Raw genomic sequence first — 26,764 nt, 5'->3', positions numbered from 1 at the left:
ATTTAAAATTTAAATTGTGCTGTCAATGCGGCGTAAAAATAATCTTTTCCAGACCCCACTTCTTTTAAAAAACTGCCCGCATTAAACCAACCCGTTTCTAGTGTAAATCCTAAATGATTATTCATGTCGTAGTTTACATTCGAAATTAATTGCGAACCAATAAAACGTTCCGTTGTGTCTTTTCCGGAATATAAAAGCTGCATGTTAGGGGCGTATATACCGTCACTTAAGGTTTGTCTCCAGAAAATATCGTAATCAATTCCAAGTGTCCATTTTTCCGATAAACTAAAATTAATTGAAGGATGAACATCTATTAAATTAGAAGGGCCAATTAAGGCAACTAATCCAAAATAAGCGCCTCTTGGATATAACGGATTAAAAGTTTGTAAGTGAGTATCTCCCGAGCTTTTATCGCCAGAAATGATTTCTGTTTTCAATCCGATTTCAGGCGTATATTTTATGTTTTCGAAAGTATAACAGGCAAAAGATGAAAGTGTCCAGCCTGAGATTGTCTTTTGATTGATGTTTCCAAATTGGTAAACGCCTTCAAAATCGTATTTCCAAGTTCCTTTATTTTTCCAGATTCGGGTTCCAACAGATTGTCTGTTTTCTTCCCCAATGGCATCATCAAAAACAGATCGGCTTTTCCATAAGCCTAAATAATACAGATCGATGTTTTGAATGAATGGCACTTTGTGAATTACAGTATAACTTCCCCAAAATTTTGCGTTTTCATTAAAACTATCATTAAAAGTTCCTTGTTTATTGGCAATAGGATGTGTGAAAAATGCATCTGACTGCCAGTTATTTTTTTTATAAAATAGTTTTACTGCATCAAATGCAAGTCGACTGTTTGGACCTTCACGCACTGCAATTAAACGCTGTGAACCGTACATCATTTCTTGTCTTCCAGAACGCAATGTCAATTGCTCATTTTCTTCTTTAATAAAATCAATATCGAGAAATGCCTGATGAATGTCTAGCTGATTTTCGTCAACTGGACTGGGATCTGTTTTGCCATTTGCTAAACTGCTTTGCAATTCAAAAAAGGTTCTGAAAGCTCCCAATTGAACATTTGCATGAAACAGATATCTGGAAAGTAAGTACCCATCGTCATCAGCTTCGTCTCCCCATTTATTATTTACTGTATATGTATATTGCAACCTTACTTCACCGCCAACTGAGGCATAATATCTATCGTTTTTTCCTAACGGAATATATTTGATTCTCTCGTATAAAGTTTTGGTCGAATCTGCTTTTAGATAAGTGAAATCATCCTCATATCGCAGCCTTTGGAAAACTGGTTTTTGTTGTGCGTTTGCAGAAAAAATGATTCCCAAAAGCAACAATAAGAAGAATGTGTTTTTCATTTGAATTAGTTTTTTTGATAACCTCCAAAGTAATTTACCGGACTCCAGTCTGGAATTGCTTTTGGTTTTTCGTTGGCAAAGGTTCTAAAGTCATTATCGGCGTAAACTACTTTTCCGTTTACTACTGTAAGTTTTGATTCGATATTTAAGATTTTTTCTTCAGAAGTCGAGAAGTAATCGTCAGAAAGAATAGCGAAATCGGCCAATTTTCCAGATGCCAGCATTCCTCGATCTTTTTCAATATTGATTAATTGGGCGCTTCCGTACGTGAATAGTTTTAAAGCAGTGTTTCTGTCAACAATATTTTCATCATTCATATATTTTAAGCCGCCCAAAGTTTTTCCTGTTGCGAGCCAATATAAACCAACCCAAGGATTGTAGCTTGCTACGCGTGTTCCGTCAGTTCCCATTCCAACTTTAATTCCTAGCTCGAACATTTTCTTTAATGGAACTGTGTTTGAAGCAGCTGTTTTTCCATATCTTTTAATGAAACTTTCTCCTTGATACGCCATCCTATGCTGGATTGCGATTCCTCCATTTAAAGCTTTAATTCGTTTTAAATTTTCTGTAGATACCGTTTCAGCATGATCAAAGAACCATAAAAGTCCATTTAAAGGTGTTTCTTTGTTGATGTCTTCTATTACGTTTAAAAATCTAGTGATGCTTTCATTGTAAGTAGCGTGAATTCTGAAAGGCCATCTATTTTTCACTAATAAAGATAACACTTCTTTTAATTGTCCTTCCATCGCTGGACTTAGTTCTGGTCTTGGTTTGTCGAAGTTTTCAAAATCTCCTGCGCTCATTACCAAATTTTCTCCAGCACCCTGAACGTGATATTCTACTTTATCCGAATGATGATCGTCATCACAGCCTTCGCCAATTTCAACGGTTTGCATCCATTTGGTGTAATCGTTTAATTCTGTACCTGCTTTTTGCGCAAACAAATAATAAGGCATTCTAACAGTTAAATCGCTGTCTTTGCATAAACCATTGGTTACACCATAATCATCAGGAAAATTTTGAAATCCGCCTCCGGCATCCATAATTGCAGTTACGCCAAGACGATTCATTTCGGTCATAAATTGTTTAGTCGAATTGAATTTTTCTTCTTGAGTCAATTCGGGAAGTTTGGCAAGAGTCGAATATAGAATGAAAGCATTTGGTTCTGCCACCAATAATCCTGTTGGATTTCCGTTTGGATCTTTTTCAATCAATCCTGCATTTGGATTTGGCGTGTTGGAATCAATTTTCAAAGCTTCTAAACCTGCTTTGTTCAAATAAGCATGTCCATATAAATGAAGAATAAATGTTGGAACCTCACCCGTTGCGTCATTGATTTCTGCTAAAGTTGGAAGTCTTTTTTCTTCAAATTGATAAGCATTCCACCCGCCCACAACACGCACCCATTGTCCTTTTGGCGTTCTTTGTGCCTGTTCTTTTAACATAGCTAAAGCTCTTTTTAGAGAACGAACACCATCCCAACGCAATTCTGTATTGTAAAATCTTCCGCCTCGGATAATATGCATATGAGAATCGAATATGCCAGGAATAATCGTTCTTCCTTTGGCATCGATTATTGTTGTTTTTTTGTCTTTTAATTTTAAGATTTCACTGCTTTTGCCCGTTTTTAGGATTTTTCCATCTGCCACGGCCATGGCTTCAACAACTGTATTTTTATTGTCCAGAGTATGAATTATGGCATTATGAACAATGAGAGTAGCTTTTTTATTTTGCCCAAAAACAGGGAGGGAAATGATTAAAAGAAAAGCTATTAGTTTGAAAGAGAGTTTCATGATTGTGGTATTTTTGGTTTGGTAGATTTAATTAAAAATTGAGAATTAAAAATTAAAGGTTAAGTAAAATATCTTTAAAAAAGAGATTCAAACTTTTAGTTTTTCACGCAGGTTTAGCGGATCTAGAAGATTTTTTAATTTTTAATTCTCAATTTTTTAATTTCTAAAATTATTAGTGTTTCAACATTTCGTGCGCATATTGAACACCTACACCATAAGCTCCGCCGTATTTTTTAACTAAATCGGTTACAGGTACATAAGTTTCCTGACGAGCCCAGTCACGCTGTAATTCTAATAAATATTGCAATGAAGTTATAGGATGTGCACCAGCCTGAACCATACGAGTTACAGCCATTTCATGAGCTTCTTTCGAAACGTCACCACTTGCATCTGTAATTACATAAACATCATATCCTTCGTTGATAGCTGATAAAACTGGTCCAACAATACAAACACTTGTCCATAAACCGCCAAATACGATTTTCTTTTTGCCAGTTGCAATGATTGCTTTGCGCGCAGGAGCGTCTTCCCAAGTATTCATTGTGGTACGGTCAATATAGTTTGAAGTTTTTTGTGGGTAGAATTCTTCAATTTCTCTGAAAACAGGTCCGCTGAAAGATTTTTCGGCTACGGTTGTAACGACAGTCGGCACTTTAAATATTTTTGAAGCTCCAGCTACTAAAGCGGTATTGTTGCGTAATTGATCGATTGGAATGTTGCTTACTGCAAATGCCATTTGGCTTTCGTAATCAATTAAAACTAATGTATGATTTGTTGGATCTAATAACGCTGGACTTGGTTTTTGAGCGAATCCGATAAAAGTTACTAAAGATAAAACTGCTGTAAGGATTAATTTTTTCATGATAATTTGATTTTGTTGTTAAATAAAGGTTTTAAATATTTTGTATTTGATTTTCAGTGTATTGCATTCAAAATAAATGCCTTGTTTGTAATGTATTGATTTTAAAAGGTTTTTCAGAAAAGGCAATAGTGATCCTAGCGATATATCGTTATTAAAAATTGGATATTCGTTAAATGATATTCGTTAAGCTTTTAATGAATTTTTAAAAGAGAAAAATGCGGTACCTAAATTTTTCCTTTTAGATGTAATCGGTGAAGGATTTCGGACTTTAATAATCCGCTTCCTCCGCCAAAATGTTCAATTACTTCTACGTCTGGCTGTTGTTGTAAGCAAAATAAAGTAAATTCTTTTTCGACATGGTCTTCGATTCCGGAGCTCAATAGCACAACGTCGATTTTGTGATTCTGAAAATAGTCCTGAGCTTCTGTTTCGTTGCTAAATGCGACTGCATTCCAGTCTTCATAAGCATTTACAAGGCGAAGTAAAATGGCCAGAATCGCTTCGTTTTTTCCGAGTAATAAGAATTCAAGTGTTTTCATTTTCTTTTTAGTTTCTGAGGTTCTGAGGTGCTAAGATTCTAAGTTTTTTTATTTTAGAATTTCAGTTTCACAGACCTTGTGATTTTACTTTACAAATTTATTGCTTTCATTATTGCTTCAACTTAATCTAGAACAAGAAAAGATTTTTTTAAGTTTCCAAGATGCTAAGATGTTCAGATACTAAGTTTTCTTCTTGTTTTTGATTTCAGTTTTTGACAGAACTTGTAATTTATATTGCAAATGTATTAGTTCCCATTTTGCTTCAACTTAATCTAGAATAAGAAAAGATTTTTTTAAGTTTCCAAGATGCTAAGATGCTCAGATACTGAGTTTTCTTCTTGTTTATGATTTCAGTTTTTGACAGAACTTGTAATTTATATTGCAAATGTATTAGTTCACATTTTGCTTCAACTTAATCTAGAATAAGAAAAGATTTTTTTAAGTTTCTAAGACGCTAAGATGCTCAGATACTGAGTTTTCTTCTTGTTTTTGATTTCAGTTTTTGACAGAACTTGTAATATATATTGCAAATGTATTAGTTCCCATTTTGCTTCAACTTAATCTAGAAAAAGAAAAGATTTTTTAAGTTTCTAAGATGCTAAGATGCTCAGATACTGAGTTTTCTTCTTGTTTATGATTTCAGTTTTTGACAGAACTTGTAATTTATATTGCAAATGTATTAGTTGCCATTTTGCTTCAACTTAATCTAGAATAAGAAAGATTTTTTTAAGTTCTAAGATGCTCAGATACTAAGTTTTTCTTGTTTTCGATTTCAGTTTTTAATAGAACTTCTAATCTACATTGCAAATGTATGCGATGAAGACAAAGAAAGCTCTTAATCTAGAATAAGAAATATAATTTTAGAGGCCATCTAGTTTAGAAACTAGTATTTTATTTGACAAATTTACGTTAAATAGAATTTTGGCAATGTTTTGCGGTACAGTAACTTAAGCTTTTAAGTTAAAGTTAAGAATGTTAATTTTTTCACACAATGAGGAAAACCGTAAGGTTATCTATTTTGCGAATTTTAATTTTGGTTTGTAGAAATTTGAAAACGGTGATGGCCTTTACCTTTTTGGGGATCATTTAATTTCTATAAAAAACTGTTTTTGGAGAAACGTTTTTACAGTGAAATTTTGACATATTCATTTGATCGTGGGTATTTGTATATAAGTTTGCAATATACATTAATGTCTAATTTTTTTAGGGTTTTAAGATTAAGTCGACGGACGTAATTTTAAGACCCTTTTTTTTTTTTACCACAATAATGAAAAGCCAATTAGCCAAAATTGAATACTATCGGTATTGATTTTGAACTTTTGAGGCGAGAAACCGTAATAGCTTTTAAATGCTGCCGAAAAATGCGAAACGTCTTTGTAGCCACATTTATAAGCGGCTTCACTTACCGTAGCAGTTTTGTTTTGAAACAATTCTTTGGCATGTTCCATTCTTAGTTTTATGATATAGCTTTTGACAGTTGTGCCAAAACAAGCTTTAAAACCTTTTTTGAGTTTGAACTCGTTTAACGAAATAAGTCTGGAAAGTTCGGGTAGAGTGGGTGTGTTTCTATAATCGTTTTCTAATATTTTTTTTGCTTCTAAGAGTTTGCTATAATCTTCATCGTTTATATTTTCTGATGCTATAGGCTTAATGGTTAAAGTTTCAAGCTGATGAATAAGAAGCTCTTTAATTTTACTTTCGATATAAATTCTTTTTAATACGCCTTCTCGAGTGCAGTTTTTTATTTCAGATGTTACCCACTGAATTGCAGGCGTGAAAGAAAGATATTTTGAGGTGAGATAACTGGATTGCTTTTGGAGGATTTTGTTTGAAAATTTTTCGTGCAACTGCCAGTCTTCATTGATGATGTTATAATAAAACTCTTTAGAAAGAATAATCGACAAATAGTTGATCTCAGTAAAAGGCGGAATGTTAAACGTTGCTTTAAAATTATTGGTGTAGAAAATATTATGCGTGTTTTTTTTAGAATACTTTTCGCCTTCCAATTGATCAATATGAGTCTCTACATTACTGCTGTAAATAAAATTCATCACAACGGATTCTTCATCAATTTCAAATGTTACGGTTTTTGGTTCTGAATAATACATCTGAGTATCAAGAAGAACCAATCCTTCGGTGATGAGATGTCGGCTTATAATTTTTTCAGAATCTCCATTTTGAATATTGATATTTTCTTCGGTTAAAATGCTTTTTGGATAATAGTTATCTCCAATTTGAATTTTAATTATAGGCGTTTCTGACGTTAAAAGTGTGGCTTTGATTTTCAAAATTTAATCCGTTTTTACAAAATAATAATCCGTTTTTCCCTATCTTTTTTTAAGACGTTGATGGTACTTTTGCAGCAAAGTTATTTATAATTAGTCTAATTAAATATATGTCAACTCAAAAAATTTTATTTGCCTGTTTGTTTTTTTTATTTACGTTCTTATCGTTTTCCCAGCAAAATCAGGGCTTTTTGGTGTCTGGAAAAGTTGTTGAAAATTCTGGAGAGACAATTCCGTTTGCAACGGTTATTATTGAAAAAACGGATTTGAGTGTGATTTCAGATGAAAATGGGAATTATATTTTCAAAAATGTTGCTCCAGGAAAATATGTTCTAAAAGTTTCCGCAGTTGGGTTTGCAGTTCAGAAAAAACAGATCGAAGTTTCAGCAAGTAATTTAGATGTTTCGATTAAAATGGAAAATGAATTGCAAGAGTTAGAAAGTGTAACTGTACTAGGAAGATCTCAAACAGAAAAAGTAAATAAACAAGCTTACAGTGTAACTGCAATAGATGCTAGAAAGCTTCACAATTCAACTTTAGATTTATCTCATGCATTAGATCGCGTTTCGGGAGTTCGAAACCGTGAAGCAGGCGGAGTAGGTTCAAGATCAGAACTTTCGATCAATGGATTCTCAGGAAATCAAATTAAAGTATTTATTGATGGCGTTCCGATGGATAATTTTGGTTCTTCTTTTCAGATAAATAATATTCCAATCAATCTAGCGGATCGCGTAGAAGTTTACAAAGGTGTTGTGCCAATTTGGTTGGGTGGAGATGCTTTAGGCGGAGCGATCAATATTGTAACAAACAGTAAACCTAGAACTTTTATTGATGCTTCTTATTCGTTCGGATCTTTTAATACACATCGTTCAAGTATTAATGCTGGATATACTGCAAAAAGCGGTTTTACAACAGAAATTAATGCTTTTCAAAACTATTCAGATAATAATTATTGGGTAAATGTTGATGTCGCAGATTTAAATACTGGAGCTTATTTCCCAAATCAAAGAGTGAGACGTTTTCACGATAAATATCGTAATGAAACCGTGATTTTCAATATTGGAATAACTGGAAAAAAATACGCTGATAAGTTAATGATCGGATTTACTGGTGGTGAAAACAAAGCTGATATTCAAACTGGAGCCAGAATGGTAAGCGTTTTTGGTCAGATTTACAGAAAAGGAAGTATTGTAATGCCTACTTTGAAATATCAGGTTAGAGATTTATTTACAAAAGGTCTGAATGTAAATGTTACTGGAAATTACAATTTTGGTTATGAACAGAATATAGATACTGTTTTTAGAAGATACAATTGGTTTGGCGACTATAAAGAATATGATGGTGACGGAGGAGAAAGAAGCCGAACTCTGCGCAAGTTTTACAATAATAATGGAGTAGCGACGGCCAATGCTACTTACACACTTAATGACAGACATTCGTTTATGGTCAATAATACGTTTAACACGTTTGATCGTAAAGAAAGTGACGAATTAGTTCCAGAATCTTTGGTGTATAAACAGCCTAAGAAAACGCAAAAGAATGTTTTAGGATTGGGTTATAAATTAGATTACAATGATAAATGGAGTACTTCTGTATTCTTAAAAGATTATTCGTTAAAAACTACTTATTCAAGAAGTTATAATCCGTCTGGAAACGCTGGAGATATTGCCTATCAGAAATATGTAGACCATACTTCTACAACTGGATATGGGGCTGCTACGAGTTATTACTTGAAACATAATTTGCAGATTAAAGCTTCTTACGAAAAGACATACAGACTGCCAACTCCAGAGGAAATCTTTGGTAATGTAAATGATAATTTAGAAGGAAACCTTTCTTTAAAACCTGAATCAAGCAACAACTACAATATTGGAGCGAGTTATCAGACCAGTTTCCGCGAAAAGAATGCTTTATCGTTTGATGTGAATCTTTTGCATAGAAATGCAGTCGATTTTATTCGTCCGACATTGAATAACAATCAGACCATGACTACCAATGTCAATCAGGGAAAAGTTACCAATTATGGTATTGATGGAGAGGTAAGATATTCTTATGGGAATCGTTTTACGGCTGGTTTCAACGCAACATACCAGAACATTAGAAACAAAACAATGTACGAGCCAAATCAAAATTATGTGTCTCCTTTTTATAATGACAGAATTCCGAATATGCCATATCTCTTTGGTAATGCTGATGCGACAATGTTCTTTAATAATGTTTGGAAAAAAGGAAATAATCTGTCTGTAGGCTATAATCTGTTATATGTTCATACGTATTATTTGTCTTGGCCAAGCATGGGAAGCAAGGATAGCAAACTAGAAATTCCGCAACAGTTTAGCCATGATTTAAATGCTGTTTGCACAATGGCAAACGGAAAATACAATATTGCTTTTGAATGCAAAAACTTTCTTGACAACAAGCTTTTTGACAATTTCTCATTGCAAAAGCCAAGTAGAGCTTTTTATATCAAGTTTAGATATTACTTCAGTAAATCAAATAATTAAATTTTAATACAAACACTATATTACAATGAAAAAAAGTACCACATTAGCGTTATTATCAGCTGTTATAGTTTTTACAGCTTTTTCTTGCAGCAGTGATTCAGATAAATCAGGAGGAGAAACTGGCGGCGGGACTGATACAGGAAAAACGAAATATATTATTACGGCAACAACAGGAGCAGCCGGAATTGCAGATTATTTATTAACTGCAGACGATGTTTCTACAGGTTCTATTACCACTACAGGAAACGGATTGGAGCAAGACGGAACTTACCGTTACTATATTACAGCGCAAAACAACTTCTTCAGTTTGCTTTACGGACAAGGAAATCCTGGAGCGGTAACAACTTACAACTTAAACGCTGAAGGAAAATTGGTTAAAAAATCAGATTTTCAAGCAGAAACGGTTCACGTATTTGCTGCTATAAACAAAGATATTTTGACTATTAAAGTTCCGAGAAGTGGTGCTTCAATCGCTTCTATGTACAAAATCGATGCAGCAAAATCACTTATTATTGGCGAAGCTCAACAAGATACCAAGAAATTGGCTGGAAACGGAGAAAGAGCTTTCTTTACTTGGGCGACTCAGGTGGGAGATAAAGTGTATATGCCTTATATGAGTATCAAAGGAGATGGTGTAGACAACTTTGGAACTGCAAATCCAGATAGTACTTGGGTTGCAGTTTACAACTACCCAGAATTGAAATTAGAAAAAGTAATTAAAGATAACCGTACAAGTTATTTAGGAGCTTATTTCACAAACGGATTATTCCAAGACGAAAATGGAGACGCTTACGGTTTCTCTGGAGCAATTGCTACTAGCAATGCTGTGATGACTTCTACAAAACCTTCTGCGATTGTGAAAATTAAAAAAGGAACTACAGAGTTTGACAAATCTTATTTCTTTAATGTTCAAGAAAAATCTGGTGGATATAAAATTTCTTCTACAACTTATATTTCAAAAGGTAAATTCTTATTGTTAATGTACGGAAATGTGGGTAAAAACAATGGTGCAGTTAAAATGGCAATTGCCGATGTTTACAACCAAACTTTTACATGGGTAACAAATGCTCCAGCAACTTTAACTTCTGTAACTAGCCGCTACAATATTACTTCAGAAGACGGAAATTCTGCAATTGTAGGTATCAATACTCCTGACGGAAACTGGATTTACTCAATCAATGGTACAACAGCTGTTGCAACAAAAGGTATGAAGGTTGAAGGCGGACAAATTACTGCAATCCAAAAATTAAAATACTAATATTTTTTTGCCGTAAGTACTTATTTGATGAGGACTTGCGGTTTTTTTATTTATCCTATTATCTATCCAATTATGTTTTCTTCTTCAAAACCAAATAACAAGAAAAAAAGTAAAAAGTCGCTTTTTAAGCGTATCATGGCCTGGCTGCATTTGTGGCTTGGTTTGGCATCTGGAATCATTGTAGTAATTGTTAGTCTTACAGGCTGCATTTATGTTTTTGAAAATGAAATTAAAGATTTTATTGAAGACTGGCGTTTTGTAAAACCTCAGAATGAAGCATTTTTACTGCCTTCGCAATTGGTCTCGATTGCTGATAAAAAAATGAAAGACAAAAAAGCTACAAGTGTCACTTTTGGCGCAAAAGATGAAGCAGCTATTGTTGGTTATTTTGTGGAGAAAAAAGAAGAAGGTGAAAAAGGAGGGCGCGGAGAGAAAAGAGGAGAAAGAAAAAAAGATTTCGCTAAAAACGAAAACGCAAAAGGAAAATTTGCTGAAAAAGAAAAAGGAAAGGGTGAAAAACGCAAAGGAGGAAGGAGACAAGGAACTTTTATAAGCGTTTATATGAATCCATATACGGGAGATATATTAAACGTAAAAACTTTCTCAAGAGGAGAATCGCCAGATTTTTTCAGATGGATTTTAAACGGACACCGTGCTTTGTGGCTTCCTTATGATATTGGAAGGCCAATTGTTGGAGTTGCAGTTTTAATTTTTGTGGTTTTACTGATTTCGGGTATCGTTTTATGGTGGCCAACAAAATGGATTAAATCTATTATTGATAAAAGTTTTAAGATTAAATGGGATGCCAGTTTTAAACGTGTCAATTATGATATGCATAATGTGCTTGGTTTTTACAGTTGTATATTTCTGTTTTTCATAGCCGTGACAGGTTTAGTATGGAGTTTTGGATGGTGGAGTAAATCTTTATATTGGGTAACTTCTGGAGGAAAGCCTTTGGTTGAAAATCGCGAATCTCCAAAATCTGATACAACTCATGTGAAGGAATTCAATATCACAACTGCCGATAAAGTTTTATTGAATTTAAGAAAAGAAAATCCGCAAGCGGCTGGAATTTTAATCAGTATTCCAGCGAAACCTGCAGATCCAATTGGTGCTTTTGTTTACAAACAAAGACACACCTTTTATAATATGGACCGATATAATTTTGATCAGCAGACTTTGAAAGAAATCTCGATTAAGACTCCATTTTCAGGAAAATATATTGAAGCCAATATTCCAGACAAAATCAGACGTATGAATTACGATATTCACGTAGGAAGCGTTCTTGGACTTACAGGGAAAATTATTGCATTTTTGGCTAGTTTGATTTCTGCCAGTTTGCCTATTACAGGATTTATTATCTGGTGGGGAAAACAGAAATTTGGCAAAAAGAAACCTGCTGCAAAATCAAAAGTGGCAACTAAAGCAATTTCCGTTCCTAAAGTGAAAAATACAACAGAACAAGAAGTTGCTGTTTAAACATATTAAAATTAGTTTTTTAATTCCTTTTTTTTTTTTTTTTTTTGATAAAAGGCAAAACTTGTAAAAGTTTTGCCTTTATTTTTTTAATTATATCCGTTTGATTTAAGCCATTCTTCGCAATCTCTAGTCCAAAATTTACTAGTATCAGCAACTCCCAATCCAAATCCGTGGCCACCTTTTTCATATACATGCATCTCAGCTGAAACGCCATTTTTCTTTAATGCCAAATAATAATTAATACTGTTTTCTGGAATTACGACTGTATCATCTGTCGCATGAATTAAGAATGTAGGAGGTGTTTTAGAAGTTACTCTCTTTTCGTTTGAATAAGAATCTATTAACTCTTTTGAAGGATTATTTCCAAGTAAATTGGTTTGAGAGCCTTTGTGGGTGATTTCATTTTCCATTGAAATTACAGGATAGATCAGCAGCGAAAAATCAGGGCGTGCACTCACTTTATATGCCGATTCATAAACTTTGTCATCGTAATGTGTTGAAGCTGTAGACGCTAAATGTCCTCCAGCTGAAAAACCTAAAATTCCAATTTTATTAGGATCAATATTCCATTTTGCTGCATTTTGTCTTACATAGCGAATGGCTTCTTGCGCATCTTGCAGCGGACCAACATTTTTATTTTTCATCGTTAAATCAGTTGGCATGCGGTATTTCAATACAAAAGCTGCAATTCCTAAGCTATTGAACCATTCAGCTACTTTTGTTCCTTCTTTGTCAAAAGCCAAATGCGTGTAGCCGCCTCCAGGGCAAATTACAACAGCAGTTTGATTAGTTTTTGTTTCTGTCGGAATAAAAATGCTTAAAGTAGGTACAGAAACCTGACTTGTACTTTGCATTTTTCCATCTTTCAGTTCTGGTTTTTCTTTATAATCAGGAGCTTTTATTTCATCAGGAATTTTATTCCACAACGGGATTACTTGATTTTGTGCACTCATACAAAATAGTCCTGAGAAAAGAAGAAAACTCAACGTAATGCCTCTTGAGAATTGTATTTTAGTAGTTTTCAATTTAATTTATAATTATTTGGTTTGTAATTATTTATGTTTTTGTATTTGAAAATGCAAGCGAAAAACCGAAGAATCTAAAAATACATAAAATTGGTTTGTTTAAAGTTAGCTTATGGGACAATTTTACCCCAACAAAAGGATAAATTTCACCTGTTGGCTTTTAACAAATATATTGTTTAATGTGTAATTTTGTATTCCTTTTTTTATATAATATGTTTATTTTAACGAACTAAATTATTTTTTTACACAATATTATTTGGATTGTACAGATTAAAAACTATATTTGTGCAATCGATTACATTATTTCTCTCCAAAGGTATTAATTTATTGATTATACTATTCTTAGAAAGCAGTAATGAGAATCTTTAAGATTGCCAAAAATTACAAAACTATAATACCCACTTACTATGAATCAAACCGAAACTGTTGCAGTAAATCAGAGTGTTAAAACCACAGGAAAATACCGTTGGAGTATTTGTGCATTATTATTTTTTGCAACTACGATCAATTATCTGGACAGACAAGTTCTTTCTTTAACTTGGAGTGATTTTATTGCACCAGAATTTCATTGGACAAACAATGACTACGGAAATATCACTGCATTATTTTCTATTTTTTATGCAGTTTCTTTACTGTTTGCTGGAAGATTTGTGGATTGGTTGGATACTAAAAAAGGATTTCTTTGGGCAATCGGAATATGGTCTGTGGGAGCTTGTCTTCATGCTTTTTGCGGAATAGCTACTTCAGGAATTATTACAGGAGAATGGTTTGTGAGTTTTCATGGTTCAAAAGAAATAATCAGTACAATAAGCGATACAGCGTTGGTAATCAATGTGAGTGTTGCTTTATTTATTTTTGCACGTTTCGTTTTAGCAGTTGGAGAAGCAGGAAACTTTCCTGCGGCAATTAAAACAACAGCAGAATATTTCCCTAAAAAAGACAGAGCTTTTGCAACTAGTATTTTTAATGCAGGAGCAACTGTAGGAGCTTTAGCAGCGCCAATTACGATTCCGTTTATCGCAAAATCTTTCGGATGGGAAATGTCTTTCATTATTATTGGAGCTTTAGGTTTTGTTTGGATGGGATTTTGGATGTTTATGTACGATAAGCCAGAAAGACATTCTAAAGTTACAGCAGAAGAATTGGCTTATATTCAACAAGATGATATTGAGGATAGTAAAATTGGTTTCAAACCTGAAGCTAAAGGAAAAGTTTCTTTAGCAGATTGTTTTAAATACAAACAGACATGGGCGTTTGCGTTTGGTAAATTCATGACAGACGGAGTTTGGTGGTTCTTTTTATTCTGGACTCCAGCTTATTTAAGTTCTGTTTACGGAATGGATTCTACAGAAGCTGCTTTTCCATTATTTGTACTTTATATGATTACATTATTATCTATCATTGGAGGATGGCTACCAACGTATTTCGTTGAGAAAAAAGGAATGAATCCGTATGAAGGAAGAATGAGAGCGATGTTGATTTTTGCATTTTTTCCATTATTAGCCTTGATCGCTCAGCCATTAGGATATATTAGTTACTGGGTTCCTGTTGTCATTATCGGAATTGCGGGAGCAGCACACCAGTCTTGGTCGGCAAATATTTTTACTACAGTAGGAGATATGTTTCCTAAAAAAGCAATTGCAACTATCACTGGAATAGGAGGTTTAGCAGGAGGATTAGGATCAACTTTGATTAATAAAGGTTCAGGAGTATTGTTTGATTATGCAAAAGACACTAATATGGTCTTTATGGGATTCAAAGGAATTGAGGCTGGATATTTTATTATTTTCTCTATTTGTGCTGTTTGTTACTTAACAGGCTGGATTGTAATGAAATCATTGGTTCCTAAATATGCTCCAATAACTGATTTATAAAGAAAAATAGACATAATTGAAATATTTTTTTCATTTCAATTATGGTTATTCCATTTAAAAAATTAATTTGTGCAATCGATTACATTTATTTAAATTATGACAAAATATAGTTCAAGATACGCGTCAAGCCCAGAAGCTGTAAAAAAATATGATACACAGCAATTGAGAGAAGAATTCTTAATTGATGACTTAATGCAGGAAGATGAAGTGGTATTGGTTTATTCGCATTATGATAGATACATTGCAGGTTCTGCAGTTCCTGTAAAAGGAGATTTAGCCTTAGAAACAATCGATCCTTTAAAAGCGCCTTATTTTTTAGAAAGAAGAGAACTTGGAATTATTAATGTAGGAGGAAGCGGTTCTGTTGTTGTAGAAGGAACAGCTTATGAGTTAGGTTTTAAAGATGCTTTGTATATCGGAGCTGGAAATAAAGAGGTGGTTTTTAAAAGTGATGACAAAAACAATCCTGCTAAGTTTTATTTAAACTCTGCGCCTGCGCACACGACTTACCCAACTAAAAAAGTAAGTTTAGCTGAAGCTAATAAATTACAATTGGGAAAAATGGAAACGGCAAATCACCGTACCGTAAACCAAATGATTATTGGAAGTGTAGTTACAACTTGCCAATTGCAGATGGGAATGACAGAATTGAAACCAGGAAGTGTTTGGAATACCATGCCAGCTCACGTTCACGATCGTAGAATGGAAGTGTATTTCTATTTGGATATTCCAGAAGATCAGGCAGTTTGTCACTTTATGGGACAGCCACAAGAAACAAGACACATCTGGATGAACAATCATCAGGCAGTAATTTCTCCACCTTGGTCTATTCACTCAGGTTCTGGAACTAGCAACTATACATTTATTTGGGGAATGGCAGGAGAGAACTTAGATTACGGAGATATGGATGTTTGTAAAATCACTGATTTAAGATAAGATGACAAATTTATTTGATATAAAAGGAAAAGTTGCCCTTATCACAGGTTCGACTCACGGTCTGGGAATGGCAATGGCAAAGGGATTAGGTCAGGCGGGTGCTACAATTGTGGTGAACGGAAATTCATCTCAAGAAAAAATTGATCATGCTGTAGCAGAATTAAAAAACGAAGGAATTAATGCAGTTGGTTACAAATTTAATGTAACAGAAGAGCAAGAAGTGAAAACTGCGGTTCAAAAAATCGAAAGTGAAGTTGGACCAATCGATATCTTGATCAATAATGCCGGAATTATTAAAAGAATTCCGCTTCTAGATATGGAAGTTTCAGATTTCAGAGAAGTAGTTGATATAGATTTAGTAAGTCCGTTTATCGTTTCTAAGCATGTTGCAAAAGGAATGATTGAAAGACGTCAAGGAAAAATCATCAACATTTGCTCGATGATGAGTGAGTTGGGAAGAAATACAGTTTCTGCTTACGCTGCTGCAAAAGGAGGCTTGAAAATGCTGACTAAAAACATGGCAACAGAATGGGCAAAATACAATGTTCAGATCAACGGAATCGGTCCTGGATATTTTGCAACAGAACAAACCAAACCAATTAGAGTTGACGGACATCCGTTTAATGATTTCATCATCAACAGAACTCCTGCAGCAAAATGGGGTGATCCAAGCGATTTGGCTGGAGCGGCGATATTTTTATCATCAAAAGCAAGTGATTTTGTAAACGGTCACATTTTATATGTAGATGGTGGAATCCTAGCTACAATAGGAAAACCTTCAAACGAAGAATAATTTTCAAATTATATTTTAAAAGACATGAGCCAGACATTCATAAACGATAATTTTTTATTAGAAAATAAATATGCTGAAGAGTTGTATCACAATTACTCTAAAAATCAGCCCATTATTGACTACCACAATCACTTAAATCCACAGTTTATTGCTGAAGATAAAATCTTTGATAATATTACGCAAGTTTGGATTAATGGTGATCACTACAAGTGGCGTGCAATGCGTACTTTGGGAATCAACGAGCAGTTTGTAACTGGAAATGGTTCAGATAAAGATAAATTCTTAAACTGGGGAAAAACAGTTCCGTACACTATGCGTAATCCGTTGTACCATTGGACACATTTAGAATTGGCTCGTTATTTTGATATTTATGATTTGTTGAATGAAAGGTCGGCTGAGAAAATTTATATCGAAACTTCCGAGAAAATAAATTCTCAAGCGTACAGCACACAAAACCTTCTTAAAAAAGTAAATGCTGAATTGGTTTGTACTACAGAAGATCCAATTGACAGTTTAGAATTTCACCAAAAATTCGCAAACAATTCGACTGGAATCAAGATGAGTACAGCTTTCAGACCTGATAAAGCCATCTTAATTGCTAATGATGGTTATAATGCATATCTGGACACATTAGGGGATGTGTCCGGTATTGCAATTAACACGTATGCTGATTTGCAGTCTGCTTTGAGAAAAAGAATCGAATTCTTTCATGCAAACGGATGTAAATTAAGCGATCACGGATTAAATCAAATTGATTTTGAGAGCTTTACAGAAAGTGAAATCAATGCGATTTTCAAAAAGAAAAGAGAAAATGGAACGTTGTCTCAAGAAGAGATTTTAAAATTCCATAGTGCCATTTTAGTTTTCTTATCAGAAACATATCATGAATTTGGATGGGTACAGCAATTTCACTTAGGTGCATTGCGTAACAACAATGCTCGTATGCACAGAATCTTAGGCCCAGATACAGGATGGGATTCTATTGGAGATTATCCTCAAGCACAAAAATTATCAGCTTTCTTAAATGCGTTAGACAGTAAAGATAAATTGACTAAAACGATTATCTACAACTTAAATCCTGCTGATAACGAAGTTATGGCAACAATGATTGGAAACTTCAACGACGGTAGCGTTCGCGGAAAAGTACAATTCGGTTCTGGATGGTGGTTTTTAGATCAAAAAGATGGAATGACAAAACAATTGAATGCGCTTTCAAATATGGGCTTAATTAGCTGTTTTGTTGGAATGCTGACAGATTCTAGAAGTTTCTTATCGTTCCCGAGACACGAGTATTTCAGACGTATTTTATGTAATCTTTTGGGAGACGAAATCAAACGTGGAGAACTTCCAAACGATATGGAATGGATTGGAAAATTAGTTGCTGATATTTCATACAACAATGCTAAAGAATATTTTAAGTTTTAAATAAAGTCTAACCGCAAGGTTCGCAAAGATTTACGCAAGGCTCGCTAAATGAAATCCTTTTTAATCATTGTAATCTGTGGCAAAAAAAATATATAAATAATGAGTAGAGTAGTTGCATTTGGAGAAATTATGCTGCGTTTATCGACAGAAAGGCATTTGCGTTTTTCGCAATCTACAGCATTTGGTGCTACGTACGGTGGCGGCGAATTTAACGTATGCGTTTCTTTGGCTAATTATGGTGTAAATGCTGAATTTGTTACCAGGCTGCCTGAAAATGAAATTGGTTTTTCTGCATTAAAAGAAATCAGAAAGATGAATGTTGAGTCTAAAAATATTGTTTACGGAGGAGAACGTCTAGGAATTTATTTCTTAGAAACAGGAGCAGGAACCCGTGGAAGCAATGTGGTTTACGATCGTGCTCACAGCGCCATGTCAACGATACAAAAAGGACAGGTGGATTGGGAAAAAGTTTTGGAAGGTGCAGAATGGTTCCATTGGAGCGGCATTACGCCAGCGATTTCAGAAAGTGCTGCCGAAGCTTGTTTAGAGGCAATTAAAGTTGCTCATAAAAAAGGAATTAAAATTTCATGCGATTTAAACTATAGATCAAAACTTTGGCAATACGGAAAAACTCCGAGCGAGGTTATGCCAGAAATGCTGAAATATAGCAATGTGATTTTAGGAGATATTGATACGGCGTATTTCATGTTAGGAATTCCGAAAGTGAATCCGAATTATCAGGACGAAAAATCACTTCCAGCGGTATATGATAAATTGTTTGAATTGATTCCGAGTTTAAAAATCGCAGCAACAACACTTCGTTATTCTGTTAGCGCATCTCACCAGAGAATTGGTGGGATTTTATATGACGGAAAAGCGATTTATAGCGCAGCAGTTAAAGAAGTGACTCCGGTTGTAGACCGTGTAGGAAGCGGTGACGCTTTTATGGGCGGATTAATATACGGTTTATTGGAATATAATAATAACCAGAGAGCTTTAGATTTTGCAGTTGCAGCTTGTTGTCTAAAACATACAATTGCAGGAGATTATAACTTGGTTACTTTAAAAGAAGTTGAAAATATGATTGATGGTGATGGTTCTGCATTGGTATCAAGATAAACCCATTAGGTGTAACTAAAAATGATATGTTTTAACACATAGAAACATAGATTTTATATCAAAAAAAGAGAACAGAAGAAAACAAGTTTCAACACATAGTTAGACTATGTGCATTTAAATTAGTGAAACGCCTTTTTAACGCTTCCCAAAACTATGTCTCTATGTGTTGAAAATAATTACACTCAACGGATTAAGATAATTTTTTTAAATAAGAAAATGGCAAAATATTCAAGAATTGAAGTAGCTCAAACGATGAAAGACAACGGTATGGTTCCGTTATTCTTTCACTCTGATATTGAGCTAAGTAAAAAAGTTTTAAAAGCATGTTATGATGGAGGTTCCAGATTAATGGAATTTACAAGCAGAGGTGATTTTGCACATGAAGTTTTTGGAGCTTTAAACAAATATGCTTTAGCAGAACTTCCGGGAATGATCTTAGGAGTAGGTTCTATTACAGATGCAGCTTCGGCTTCTTTGTACATGAGTTTAGGAGCAAATTTTATTGTAACACCAGTTTTTAGAGAAGATATAGCTATAGCTTGTAATCGCAGAAAAGTGCTTTGGTCGCCAGGCTGTGGTACTTTGACAGAAATTGCAAGAGCAGAAGAATTAGGTTGCGAAATCGTAAAACTATTCCCTGCTGATACGTACGGACCAGAATTTATTAAAGCCATAAAAGGGCCATGTCCGTGGACGAATATTATGCCGACAGGAGGTGTTTATCCGACAAAAGAGAGTTTGAGCTCTTGGTTAAATGCTGGAGCAACTTGCGTTGGTTTGGGTTCTCAGTTAATTTCGAAAGATATACTAGACAATAAAGATTTCGACGGACTTACTGCAAAAGTGAAACAGGTTCTTGACATTATAAAAGATATTAGAAAATAGATTAAGGGGTAATCATGCCTAACTCCTTATTTTATAAGTTTTTTTTAGATTTTTAGAGATTGTAATTGAACATTACGCTTGAAAAATTTGGCTAGCCATTCCTCACAGCCGGCTTTATTTTACTCAATCGGGTGTAATGTTTCATTTACAATTTAAAAGGCAGAAATAATGAAATAAGGTTTATAAATGGTTATTTATAACGCATTAAAGAAAATTCAAAATGAAAAAATTAAATCGAGTAAATACAGGATTAGAAAAGTTACAGCCAATTAAGGTAGTTCAGTTTGGAGAAGGTAATTTTTTAAGAGCCTTTGTTGATTATGCTTTTGATAAACTAAATAAAGAAGTTGATTTTAATGCCGGTATTGCAGTCGTTCAGCCTTTGAAAGACGGTATGGTAAATATGATTAATGATCAGGACGGTCTTTATACCTTGTTTATGAACGGAATTAAAAAAGGTGAAAAGATACAAGATATTGTGTTGATTAATAATATTGTAAAAACGATAAACCCATATACTGAATTTGCAAATTATTTGGCTCTAGCCAAAGAAGAAGAACTTCAGTTTATTGTTTCTAATACTACAGAAGCTGGAATTGAATTTATTGAAAGTGATACTCCAGACATGCAGCCGCCAGTATCATTTCCTGCAAAATTGACGGTTTTATTATATGAAAGATTTAAACATTTTAATGGAGATGCTTCTAAGGGAGTTACAATAATTCCTTGCGAATTAATTGATTATAACTCTGAAACACTTAAAAAATATATTTTACAATATGTTGATTTATGGAAATTAGAAGATGCGTTTAAAACTTGGGTATCAGATGCTTGTACCTATCATAGTACTTTGGTTGACAGAATTGTACCTGGATATCCAAGAGCTGAAATTGAAGAGTACAATAATAAATTAGATTATGAGGATAATTTAATTGTTGCGGCTGAACCTTTTTTCCTTTGGGCTATTGAAGGTGGAGATGATTTAAAAGCAAAATTGCCTTTTCATAAAACAGATTTGAATGTAAAAATCGTTGATGATATACGTCCTTTCAAAATGATTAAAGTTCGTATTTTAAACGGTGCACATACGGCAATGGTTCCTTTTTCACTTTTGCATGGCAATAAATTAGTAATGGAAACTGTTAACGGAGATTTTACAGGAAAATTTGTTAATAGTGTTATTAGTGAAATCAGTGAAACTCTTGATATGGATAAAAATGAAATTACGACCTATTCTGAGGAAGTAATGGACCGATTTAAAAATCCATTTATCAAACATGCACTTGCTGATATTGCATTAAATTCTGTATCGAAATTCAAAGTAAGAGTTTTGCCTAGTTTATTAGGATATTATAATGCAAACAAAAAATTGCCTGTTAATTTGACTTTTTCATTAGCGAGTTTAATTCGTTTCTACAAAGGAACTTGGAATGGTCAAAGTTTGCCGGTTAAAGATGGTGAAGATATTACAACATTCTTTAACGGACTTTGGAAGTCTGATGATTACGAGAAAATTGCTCGTTTGACATTACAAAACAAAGGTTTCTGGGATCAGGATTTAACTGAAATTCCAGGTTTAACAAGAGCAATTACAATTGCTTTAGAAGAAATTGATTCAAACGGAATTGAAGCTGGCTTTGCTAAGTTTCAAGAAAGAATAAAATAAACATTTTGGGATTGGGCTAAGAAATAGTTTGATTCAATAAACAAAAATCTAATTTGATCTGCTAAAATCTTTTTAAATCTGCGTGAAATATTTGTTACACATCGATTTTTTCACGCAGATTTATACAGATTAAAGCTGATTTACACAGATTTAAATTTAAGTTGGTGAATATATTGAAAAAAATAATTTCACTTAACAGATAAAATAAGAGAAAAACAAAAAGAACAAAGGTTAATTATGGCAACGCAGAAAAAATTAATAAAAGTAAACCCAACCGATAATGTTGCGGTTGCTTTGGTGGATCTTACTGCAGGCGAAGTGATTGATTTTGAAGGACAATCAATTACCGTAGAGTCTGATGTAAAAATGAAACATAAGATTGCAATGGTTCCTTTTAATGTAGGGGACAGAATCATTATGTATGGTGTTTTGGTTGGAAAAGCTAGCGCTAAAATTGAAAAAGGCGGACTGCTTTCTACTGCTAACGTAAAACACGAAAGTGATAAAGTTACTGGTAAAACAGAAACAATTGGCTGGACGGCTCCTAATGTTGATAAATGGAAAGACAGAACGTGGCAGGGCTATCATAGAGAAGATGGACAGGTTGGAACAGAAAATGTATGGTTGTTTTTTCCATTGGTTTTTTGTGAAAACAGAAACATCGAAATCTTAAAAGATATTTTTGAGAAAGAATTGATGAAACCTAAAGAAAACGATTACCAATTATTGTTGCGTTCTTTGGTGAAATCAGAAACGGGTGGAGCAGGAAATCAAGAAGCTTCAAACGATGCTAACTTATTCAATAATATTGAAGTAAAATTCATCACACACCAAGGTGGTTGTGGTGGAATTCGTCAGGATTCTCACAGTTTAGCTAAACTTTTGGCGGGTTATGTAAATAATCCAAATGTGGCTGGAGCAACAGTTTTGAGTTTAGGATGCCAGAATCTTCAAATTTCAATTTTCAAAGAAGCTTTAGATGCGATTAATCCAAACAGTAAAAAACCTGTTTTAATTTACGATCAGCAGTCTATCGGAACTATTGAAACGATGTTGAGCAGTGTGGTTAAAGATACTTTTGAGGCTATTAAAAAAGCAAACGAAATTAAGAGACAGCCAGCTCCATTGTCTAAATTAAGAATTGGTTTAGAGTGCGGTGGATCTGACGGATTCTCCGGAATTTCTGCTAACCCGACATTGGGAGTGTTATCCGATCATTTAGTGGCTTTGGGAGGAACTACAATTCTTTCTGAATTTCCTGAATTATGTGGAGTAGAACAGGAATTAGTAAATCGTTGTGTGGATGATAAGGATGGAAAACGTTTCTTAGATTTAATGCAATGGTACGAAAAAACAGTTGTTGATGCAGGTTCAGGATTTGATATGAATCCTTCTCCAGGTAACATTAAAGACGGTTTGATTACAGATGCTATGAAATCGGCTGGTGCTGCCAAAAAAGGTGGAACCTCACCAATTACAGGTGTTTTCGATTATGGAGAATATATTAACGAACCAGGATTTACATTGTTATGTACGCCAGGAAACGACGTAGAATGTACAACTGCAATGGTAGGTTCTGGTGCAAATATGGTATTGTTTACAACAGGTTTAGGAACTCCAACAGGAAACCCAATTGCACCAGTTGTAAAGATTTCATCAAACACACAGTTAGCAAACAAAATGTCTGATATTATCGATATTGATACTGGAGGCATTATTACTGGTGAAAAATCTATTGAGGAAATGGCTGACGAAATGTTAGAATTCATCATTGATGTTGCCAGCGGTACAATAAAAACCAAAGCTGCAATTTTAAACCAAAACGATTTTATTCCTTGGAAAAGAGGGGTTTCGTTGTAATTTTTTTGGTGCAAAGGAACAGAGATGCAAAGTGACAAAGGTTTATATAGAAGACGCACAATATAGTGCGTCTTTTTTTTTGTGTTAGTTTTATATGTAGAGACACACTGCAGTGCGTCTCTTGTTTTTTGAGAAAGCTCCAGCGGAGCAAGATATTTATAGCAAAAGATAAATGGTTACAGTATAAAGCTCTGGGGCTTTTGTTAGTCTGTCTTATTGCAATTCTATAAATATTTCGCTTCTCCGAAACTTGCATAAAAAAAGCCCATTCTAAAATGAGCTTATATAACTTATATGGTGAAGAAAAAATTAAAAATTAGTTCTCGTAGAAGATTTACGAATATGTAATTCTGGAGCAAGCACTACCTTTTTTTCAATTTTGATCGCATCTGTTTTGTCGACTTGTTCTAAGAAAACTCGGGCAGACATTCTTCCCATTTCAAGTGGTGACTGATCTACAGAAGTAATAGATAGTTCCATGAATTTGGTAAAAGGTTCGTTACTGAAACCTGCAACACAAAACTCACTCGGAATACTGATATTTCTTTCTTTTAATTCTTGTATGGCGCCCAATGCAGCAAAATCACTCGAAGAAAAAATAGCATCAGGCGGAGTTTGCAATTGTAAAAGTTTGTCAACCGATTCTTTACCTGCGTCAACGCTACTTTTGGTATAAATAACGTATTCTTCTTTAAAATCAAGTCCGCTGTCTAATAAAGCTTGTTTATATCCTAAAAACCTGTTTTTAAATATGTCTAATGATTGGTCTCCAGAGAAATGAGCAATGTTTCTGCAACCTTCGTCAATTAAATGTTTTGTGGCCAAATAACCGCCTTTAAAGTCATTTATGGTTACAGAACTCACTCCGTCAATATGTTTACTTCTATCAAAAAATATCAGTGGTACATTTTTCTCCAGGACATTCCTGAAAGCGCTGTCGTTCTCGTCTGAAATGCCAGTAACCGACATCATAATGCCGTCAACTTGTGCATCTACAAGCGTGTGAAGATTTTCATTTTCTCTTTTGATGCTTTCATGAGTCTGGCAAATAATAACCTGATAACCGTGAGGATAAAGCTCTTCTTCGATTCCTCGAATGACTGAGGCGAAAAAGTTGCTGTCAATACGCGGCACAATAACTCCGATATTATTACTTCGGCCACTCTTCAAAGCAAGCGCCAATTTATTTTGCTTATAGTTCATTTCAGCAGCAGTCCTGATAACCAACTCACGCGTCGCTTCCTTTATTTTAGGATTATTGTTTAACGCTCTAGAAACTGTCGCAGCTGTGATGTTTAATTTTTCAGCAATATCGTAAATAGTTACTTTTTCACTCATTCAAAAAAAGTTTATCGAATTATTTTTAAACAAAAGTACATTTTTTTTTATTACGCAATAAATATTGTTATCGATTACCATAATTTAAAACTCAAACGTTTTAGATTTTACAATGATAATAAATTATCTAATTTTTTGCATTAAATGTAAATAAAATTTGTAATAAAAATTAAATATATAATTTTTTTCTAAATTAATTTGGTGTCTAAGAACTATTTTTTTACTTTCGTGTAATCGATTACATGAAACCTGAAGTTTTTGATATTCAAACTAGAAAAATCTGTGCAAATGATTACAAATAAGATAGTCCTAACCCAAAAGATTCTTTTTTTAGCCATTTTAGGACTTTTAGTGTCATCATGTGCAAGACATTCTTCTCCTGTTTCCTCAGAGAATCCATGGCAAAAAATGGATTTGGTTGTAAAAAGTATTCCGCAAGTACATTTTTCAGATAAAGTGTATAACATAAACGATTTTGGTGCTGTTGCGGACGGAAAAACGTTAAACACTTTAGCATTCCAAAAAGCCATTCAAGAATGTGTTGCAAACGGCGGAGGTCAGGTTTTGGTTCCAAACGGAAAATATTTGACAGGAGCTATTCATTTAGAAAGCAATGTCAATCTGCATTTGGAGGATCATGCTGAGATTCTTTTTAGTTTAAATCCGAAAGATTACCCGATTGTTCATACTTCTTGGGAAGGCACAGAAGTAATGAATTATTCTCCGCTTATTTATGCAAAAAACAAAACCAATATTGCGGTTACAGGAAAAGGAACCTTAAATGGCCAAGCGGACATTACAAACTGGTGGATTTGGTCTGGCGGAAAAAACTATGGTTGGAAAAAAGGAATTCCGTCTCAAAATGACCCGACAAATCGTGAAGTTCTGGTAGATATGGCAGAAAAAGGAGTGCCCGTATCAGAAAGAGTTTTTGGCGAAGGACGTTACTTAAGACCAAATTTTATTGAGTTTTTTGAATGCAATACTGCTTTAGTAAAAGATATTAAAATCATTAATTCTCCATTTTGGATTCTGCATCCAATAAAAACAAACAACATGATTATTGATGGCGTAACGGTTAATAGCCATGGCCCGAATAATGATGGTTGTGATCCAGAATATTCGCAAAATATCGTAATCAGAAATTGCACTTTTAATACGGGCGATGATTGTATTGCGATTAAAGCAGGTCGTGATGGCGACGGAAGGAGAGTAGCCATACCAAGTAAAAACATTATCGTGCAAAATTGCAAAATGATTGATGGCCACGGAGGTGTCGTAATTGGAAGCGAAATTTCGGCAGGAGTAAATAATGTTTTTGTAGAAAACTGTGTGATGGACAGTCCGAATTTGGATCGTGCCATACGCATCAAAACCAATTCAAAAAGAGGCGGAATCATTGAGAATATATATGTTCGAAACCTTGAAGTGGGAACCGTAAAAGAATGTGTTCTGAAATTGAATATGTTCTATAATGTTTACGGATCGCAGACAGGAAATTTTATCCCAACTATCAGAAATGTAAGCTTAGAGAATGTGACTGTCAAAAACGGTGGTAAATACAGCGTTTGGGCAGAAGGCTATAAGGAATCTCCAGTTGAGAATATTACCCTAAAAAATGTAAAAATTCAAAAGGTTGATTCTATCTATTTATTAAAAAACGTAAAAAACATAAATTTTATAAATACCTATATCAATGAGAAAAAAGTAGAATCTATTACTAACTAAATACTATCAATTAACCAAACTTTAA

Annotated in this window: 19 protein-coding genes; 12 read left to right on the top strand and 7 right to left on the bottom strand. The window is 34.0% G+C overall.

Annotation, left to right across the window (positions count from 1 at the left end; genetic code table 11):
- Window positions 1-2: 2 nt before the first annotated feature.
- The 5 genes from ACNRYB_RS19330 to ACNRYB_RS19310 form a co-directional block, all read right to left on the bottom strand.
- Entirely contained in the window at window positions 3-1,370 is a 1,368-nt protein-coding gene (locus tag ACNRYB_RS19330) for an alginate export family protein (RefSeq protein WP_473728395.1), read from the bottom strand.
- A 5-nt stretch (window positions 1,371-1,375) separates the two neighbouring features.
- Window positions 1,376-3,163 (bottom strand): amidohydrolase, encoded by a 1,788-nt coding sequence (locus ACNRYB_RS19325; RefSeq protein ID WP_473728394.1) that lies wholly within the window; start codon window positions 3,161-3,163, stop codon window positions 1,376-1,378.
- Window positions 3,164-3,335: 172 nt separating this feature from the next.
- Window positions 3,336-4,025 (bottom strand): hydrolase, encoded by a 690-nt coding sequence (locus ACNRYB_RS19320; protein ID WP_473728393.1) that lies wholly within the window; start codon window positions 4,023-4,025, stop codon window positions 3,336-3,338.
- Between the two features lie 224 nt (window positions 4,026-4,249).
- Window positions 4,250-4,564, bottom strand: a complete 315-nt coding sequence (locus ACNRYB_RS19315; protein ID WP_129747760.1) for a hypothetical protein — start codon at window positions 4,562-4,564, stop codon at window positions 4,250-4,252.
- 1,256 nt (window positions 4,565-5,820) lie between these two features.
- Window positions 5,821-6,852 (bottom strand): helix-turn-helix domain-containing protein, encoded by a 1,032-nt coding sequence (locus tag ACNRYB_RS19310; protein ID WP_473728392.1) that lies wholly within the window; start codon window positions 6,850-6,852, stop codon window positions 5,821-5,823.
- Window positions 6,853-6,959: 107 nt separating this feature from the next.
- On the opposite strand from ACNRYB_RS19310, the gene ACNRYB_RS19305 reads away from it, so the two are divergent.
- The 3 genes from ACNRYB_RS19305 to ACNRYB_RS19295 all read left to right on the top strand — a co-directional run bounded on the left by ACNRYB_RS19305 (window position 6,960) and on the right by ACNRYB_RS19295 (window position 12,090).
- Window positions 6,960-9,353, top strand: coding sequence for a TonB-dependent receptor (locus ACNRYB_RS19305; protein WP_129749040.1), 2,394 nt, complete (start codon window positions 6,960-6,962; stop codon window positions 9,351-9,353).
- 25 nt (window positions 9,354-9,378) lie between these two features.
- The gene (locus ACNRYB_RS19300; RefSeq protein ID WP_473728391.1) at window positions 9,379-10,611 is read left to right on the top strand and encodes a DUF4374 domain-containing protein; all 1,233 of its coding nucleotides are present in this window, start codon (window positions 9,379-9,381) and stop codon (window positions 10,609-10,611) included.
- A 135-nt stretch (window positions 10,612-10,746) separates the two neighbouring features.
- A complete protein-coding gene (locus tag ACNRYB_RS19295) occupies window positions 10,747-12,090 on the top strand; it encodes a PepSY-associated TM helix domain-containing protein (RefSeq protein ID WP_473728390.1) in 1,344 nt (447 codons plus the stop codon).
- A gap of 86 nt (window positions 12,091-12,176) precedes the next feature.
- On the opposite strand, the gene ACNRYB_RS19290 is transcribed toward ACNRYB_RS19295, so the two are convergent.
- Window positions 12,177-13,043 carry an alpha/beta hydrolase gene (locus ACNRYB_RS19290; protein WP_473728389.1) on the bottom strand — a complete coding sequence of 289 codons (867 nt, stop codon included), beginning with the start codon at window positions 13,041-13,043 and terminating at the stop codon, window positions 12,177-12,179.
- Window positions 13,044-13,522: 479 nt separating this feature from the next.
- Here ACNRYB_RS19290 and ACNRYB_RS19285 point away from each other — a divergent pair, with 479 nt between their 5' ends.
- The 8 genes from ACNRYB_RS19285 (at window position 13,523) to ACNRYB_RS19250 (ending at window position 23,673) form a co-directional block, all read left to right on the top strand.
- Window positions 13,523-14,989 (top strand): MFS transporter, encoded by a 1,467-nt coding sequence (locus tag ACNRYB_RS19285; protein ID WP_473728388.1) that lies wholly within the window; start codon window positions 13,523-13,525, stop codon window positions 14,987-14,989.
- A gap of 96 nt (window positions 14,990-15,085) precedes the next feature.
- Window positions 15,086-15,925, top strand: coding sequence for a 5-dehydro-4-deoxy-D-glucuronate isomerase (gene kduI, locus ACNRYB_RS19280; RefSeq protein WP_129749045.1), 840 nt, complete (start codon window positions 15,086-15,088; stop codon window positions 15,923-15,925).
- A 1-nt stretch (window position 15,926) separates the two neighbouring features.
- A complete protein-coding gene (locus tag ACNRYB_RS19275) occupies window positions 15,927-16,718 on the top strand; it encodes a gluconate 5-dehydrogenase (protein ID WP_473728387.1) in 792 nt (263 codons plus the stop codon).
- A gap of 24 nt (window positions 16,719-16,742) precedes the next feature.
- Entirely contained in the window at window positions 16,743-18,143 is a 1,401-nt protein-coding gene (gene uxaC, locus ACNRYB_RS19270) for a glucuronate isomerase (protein WP_473728386.1), read from the top strand.
- Window positions 18,144-18,242: 99 nt separating this feature from the next.
- The gene (locus ACNRYB_RS19265) at window positions 18,243-19,262 is read left to right on the top strand and encodes a sugar kinase (RefSeq protein WP_111425577.1); all 1,020 of its coding nucleotides are present in this window, start codon (window positions 18,243-18,245) and stop codon (window positions 19,260-19,262) included.
- 216 nt (window positions 19,263-19,478) lie between these two features.
- Complete coding sequence (locus tag ACNRYB_RS19260; protein WP_281633052.1) at window positions 19,479-20,147, top strand: bifunctional 4-hydroxy-2-oxoglutarate aldolase/2-dehydro-3-deoxy-phosphogluconate aldolase; 669 nt, start codon at window positions 19,479-19,481, stop codon at window positions 20,145-20,147.
- 220 nt (window positions 20,148-20,367) lie between these two features.
- Window positions 20,368-21,813, top strand: a complete 1,446-nt coding sequence (locus ACNRYB_RS19255) for a tagaturonate reductase (protein WP_473728385.1) — start codon at window positions 20,368-20,370, stop codon at window positions 21,811-21,813.
- Between the two features lie 237 nt (window positions 21,814-22,050).
- Window positions 22,051-23,673 (top strand): UxaA family hydrolase, encoded by a 1,623-nt coding sequence (locus tag ACNRYB_RS19250; protein WP_473728384.1) that lies wholly within the window; start codon window positions 22,051-22,053, stop codon window positions 23,671-23,673.
- 309 nt (window positions 23,674-23,982) lie between these two features.
- Here ACNRYB_RS19250 and ACNRYB_RS19245 read toward each other — a convergent pair whose 3' ends face one another.
- Window positions 23,983-25,011, bottom strand: a complete 1,029-nt coding sequence (locus ACNRYB_RS19245; protein ID WP_343706711.1) for a LacI family DNA-binding transcriptional regulator — start codon at window positions 25,009-25,011, stop codon at window positions 23,983-23,985.
- A gap of 288 nt (window positions 25,012-25,299) precedes the next feature.
- Between ACNRYB_RS19245 and ACNRYB_RS19240 the strand changes: the two genes are divergently transcribed.
- Window positions 25,300-26,739: a glycoside hydrolase family 28 protein gene (locus ACNRYB_RS19240; protein WP_473728383.1), complete on the top strand. Its 1,440-nt coding sequence runs from the start codon at window positions 25,300-25,302 to the stop codon at window positions 26,737-26,739.
- The last annotated feature ends 25 nt before the right edge of the window (window positions 26,740-26,764 follow it).

This window comes from Flavobacterium sp. CR10, assembly GCF_055814415.1.
The sequence above is the reverse complement of the archived record's forward strand: the minus strand, read 5'-3'. Positions and strand labels throughout refer to the sequence as shown.

Bases quoted from the DNA above. Each gene is read 5' to 3' on its own strand.
- ACNRYB_RS19330 (WP_473728395.1), bottom strand. From the start codon at position 1,370: ATGAAAAACACATTCTTCTTATTGTTGCTTTTGGGAATCATTTTTTCT.
- ACNRYB_RS19325 (WP_473728394.1), bottom strand. From the start codon at position 3,163: ATGAAACTCTCTTTCAAACTAATAGCTTTTCTTTTAATCATTTCCCTC.
- ACNRYB_RS19320 (WP_473728393.1), bottom strand. From the start codon at position 4,025: ATGAAAAAATTAATCCTTACAGCAGTTTTATCTTTAGTAACTTTTATC.
- ACNRYB_RS19315 (WP_129747760.1), bottom strand. From the start codon at position 4,564: ATGAAAACACTTGAATTCTTATTACTCGGAAAAAACGAAGCGATTCTG.
- ACNRYB_RS19305 (WP_129749040.1), top strand. From the start codon at position 6,960: ATGTCAACTCAAAAAATTTTATTTGCCTGTTTGTTTTTTTTATTTACG.
- ACNRYB_RS19300 (WP_473728391.1), top strand. From the start codon at position 9,379: ATGAAAAAAAGTACCACATTAGCGTTATTATCAGCTGTTATAGTTTTT.
- ACNRYB_RS19295 (WP_473728390.1), top strand. From the start codon at position 10,747: ATGGCCTGGCTGCATTTGTGGCTTGGTTTGGCATCTGGAATCATTGTA.
- ACNRYB_RS19290 (WP_473728389.1), bottom strand. From the start codon at position 13,043: ATGAGTGCACAAAATCAAGTAATCCCGTTGTGGAATAAAATTCCTGAT.
- ACNRYB_RS19285 (WP_473728388.1), top strand. From the start codon at position 13,523: ATGAATCAAACCGAAACTGTTGCAGTAAATCAGAGTGTTAAAACCACA.
- kduI (WP_129749045.1), top strand. From the start codon at position 15,086: ATGACAAAATATAGTTCAAGATACGCGTCAAGCCCAGAAGCTGTAAAA.
- ACNRYB_RS19275 (WP_473728387.1), top strand. From the start codon at position 15,927: ATGACAAATTTATTTGATATAAAAGGAAAAGTTGCCCTTATCACAGGT.
- uxaC (WP_473728386.1), top strand. From the start codon at position 16,743: ATGAGCCAGACATTCATAAACGATAATTTTTTATTAGAAAATAAATAT.
- ACNRYB_RS19265 (WP_111425577.1), top strand. From the start codon at position 18,243: ATGAGTAGAGTAGTTGCATTTGGAGAAATTATGCTGCGTTTATCGACA.
- ACNRYB_RS19260 (WP_281633052.1), top strand. From the start codon at position 19,479: ATGGCAAAATATTCAAGAATTGAAGTAGCTCAAACGATGAAAGACAAC.
- ACNRYB_RS19255 (WP_473728385.1), top strand. From the start codon at position 20,368: ATGAAAAAATTAAATCGAGTAAATACAGGATTAGAAAAGTTACAGCCA.
- ACNRYB_RS19250 (WP_473728384.1), top strand. From the start codon at position 22,051: ATGGCAACGCAGAAAAAATTAATAAAAGTAAACCCAACCGATAATGTT.
- ACNRYB_RS19245 (WP_343706711.1), bottom strand. From the start codon at position 25,011: ATGAGTGAAAAAGTAACTATTTACGATATTGCTGAAAAATTAAACATC.
- ACNRYB_RS19240 (WP_473728383.1), top strand. From the start codon at position 25,300: ATGATTACAAATAAGATAGTCCTAACCCAAAAGATTCTTTTTTTAGCC.